General features: G+C 52.7%; 1 protein-coding gene. It reads right to left on the reverse strand.

The window, feature by feature from the left end; all coding sequences use genetic code 11:
• Window positions 1–45 precede the first annotated feature (45 nt).
• Window positions 46–2334 carry a TonB-dependent zinc receptor ZnuD gene (znuD, locus tag HMPREF3107_RS00220; protein ID WP_070451904.1) on the reverse strand — a complete coding sequence of 763 codons (2289 nt, stop codon included), beginning with the start codon at window positions 2332–2334 and terminating at the stop codon, window positions 46–48.
• Window positions 2335–2575 lie beyond the last annotated feature (241 nt).

The raw sequence follows: 2575 nt of genomic DNA on the forward strand, positions 1-2575 counted from the left end.
TATTGGAGGAAAGGCTTTTTTGCAAAGGTCTCTGCCTGTCCGATTTTAAAACTTCACGTTCACGCCGCCGGTAAAGCTGCGGCCCATTTGCGGCGTATCAGAGAGGAAGCTGCTATGGGCGTAAACGGATTGGTTGAGCAGATTGTCGGCTTTGACATACCAATTCCACTCGCCATAGCGCGTATTGCGGCGGTAGTTTGCGCCGAGGTTGAGCATATGGTGTCCGGGCGTGCGTGTTTCGTAGCGGGCGAGTTTGTTTTGGGCGAACACGCGGTAGTAGTCCAAATTGGCATCGATACGGTCGGTCAGCGAGGCTTTCAGGTGGAAGCCGAGGCGCGCAGCCGGAACGCGAGGCGCGTTTTGGTCGTCCTGTGCGATGAAAGGACGGTTACCGTAAGCATCTTCCCTGCCGGGTAGGGAAGGCAGGTTTTTCAGACGGCCTCGTACATAGTCGCCGGAAACGCCGATGCGGTAGCGCGGTGTCGGTTTGAAGTAGATTTCGCCTTCCGCGCCGTAGAAGTCGGCGCCGGATTGGTTGTAGCGCACGAGCTTCATTTCGCTGTCGTCTTCGATGGATTTGGGGCCACGTCCGTCGTTTAAGGTTTGGGCGTAAATGTAGTTGCCGAAACGGTTGCGGTAGAGTGCCAGATTGTATTGCCAGCGGTCGCCTTCGTAGCCCAGCGCGAGTTCGATATTGTTGGAACGCTCTTTGTTGAGGTGGTTGTTGCCGACTTCAAAGGTGTTGGTGGCAACGTGTTTGCCGTGTGCGTACAGTTCTTGCGTTGACGGCAGGCGTTCCTGATGGGAGGCGGTCAGGCTGAGTTTGTGGTATGGCGTGAAATACCAGTTGCCCGAAAGTGCGAACGAGCGGGCGGTTTGGCGGTGCGCACCGAGGTCAGGCAGGGGTTGGTTGTAGTAGTTTTCTCGATCAATCAATGCTTTGTCGTACTGGATGGAGGCTTTTTGTTTTTCCACGCGTACGCCGCCTTCAAGCGTGAAGTTGTCCCAGTTTGCCTGTTCTACACCGAAAAAGCTGTAATGGCGCACATTGTTGTCAATCAACATCGGTTGTTGGACGGTTTCGGGAATGGCGGAAAGCGCGCTGGATTTTTGTCCCAAATATTGTACGCCCCAGCTGCCTTTCAGACGGCCTATGGGTTGGTGGCGTAACTCGATACGGGCGTTGTGTGTTTTATTGTTGAAGAAGTTTTCTACTACATTGCCTGCTTTTTCGTCGTGGTGGTAGTCATTGCGGTTCAGGTGTACGCGCAGGGCTTCAAAACCGGGGAACGGTTGCTTCCATTCGGCGCGGAGTTCGTAGCGTTTGTTGCGCAGGTCTATCCACGGTTTGCCGTTGTGGACATGGGTGTGTGCATTATCATCGTCGTGGAAACCGCAGCTCAAACCCGGATTGTCGTAATCGACGTCTTCTTCGGTCAAGAGGTGCGGATAAAGCTGCAAATAGCGTTTGTTAATCAAACTTTTCTGCCAGATGATGTCGGCGTGGCAGTCGTCGTAGAGATGGCTGTGGGCAGGCAGGCCGTAGCGGTCGCGACGGTCGCTGTACGCCACGCCGAGGAAACCTTTATCCCCAACCCAAGACAGGCCGATGCTGCCTGTTTTTGAATCGGCATGGCTGTCGGGCAGTCGTTTCAGACGGCCTTCTTCTTTTTGATAGCGCGGTACAGCGTAATCGCCTGATTTGCGGTACAAGCCTTCAGTATGCAGCACGAAGTTGTTGCCCAAGCCGATATTGATGCCTGCGGATGTCAGTTTTTCCAAATTGCCGCTGCTCAAACGTAATCCGGCTTCGCCCGATACGCCGTTTTCAGGCATTTTTTCGGGGATTTTTCCATCGGCAACATCGACCAAACCGGCTACATTGCCCGAGCTGTACAAGAGCGTAACCGGACCGCGCAGGATTTCGACTTGTTGCGACAAGGCGCTGTCCACCATCAAGGCATGGTCGGGCGAGAAGTCCGCCATGTCGCCCGTTTCGCCGTGATGGTTCAATACTTTAATCCGTCTGCCTGTTTGACCGCGAATAACGGGAGCGGATGCGCCGCCGCCGTATTGCGAGGCATGAATGCCCGGTACGCCGTCTAAAGCATCACCCAAGTTGACGGCTTTTTGGCGCAAGGTATCGCCGGAGATGATTTTGTCGGAGGCGGTCGAAGTGTGCAACAGACCCGAAGTGGCGCGCGGACGGCTTTTACCGACGACGGTAACCTCTTCCAAGTCAACCGACTGCTCGGTTTCATGCGCTTGGGAGAGGATGGGAGTGCTGATTAAAAGAATAGATAAAACGATGGGTTTGAGTGTGGTTTGTGTCATTTTAGTTTCTCATCATATTTCGAAAGGCTGTTATTATATAGCATTCCATTGTTTATATGATAAGATTTTTGAGAAAAAAAGGCCGAGACCTTTGCAAAATTCCTTTTTCCCCGACAGCCGAAACCTAAATAAAGATTTTTGGCTGTTTTTGTTTCAAATATCCACTGATTCTACTCAAATACCCCCCCTCTTAATCCCCCTTGGATACTTGATTAATCAGGCATCCGGACCGCCTTTTAGG

Origin of the sequence: Neisseria sp. HMSC31F04 (assembly GCF_001807735.1) — a bacterium.
In the GTDB taxonomy this organism is placed as follows: Bacteria; Pseudomonadota; Gammaproteobacteria; order Burkholderiales; family Neisseriaceae; genus Neisseria; species Neisseria elongata.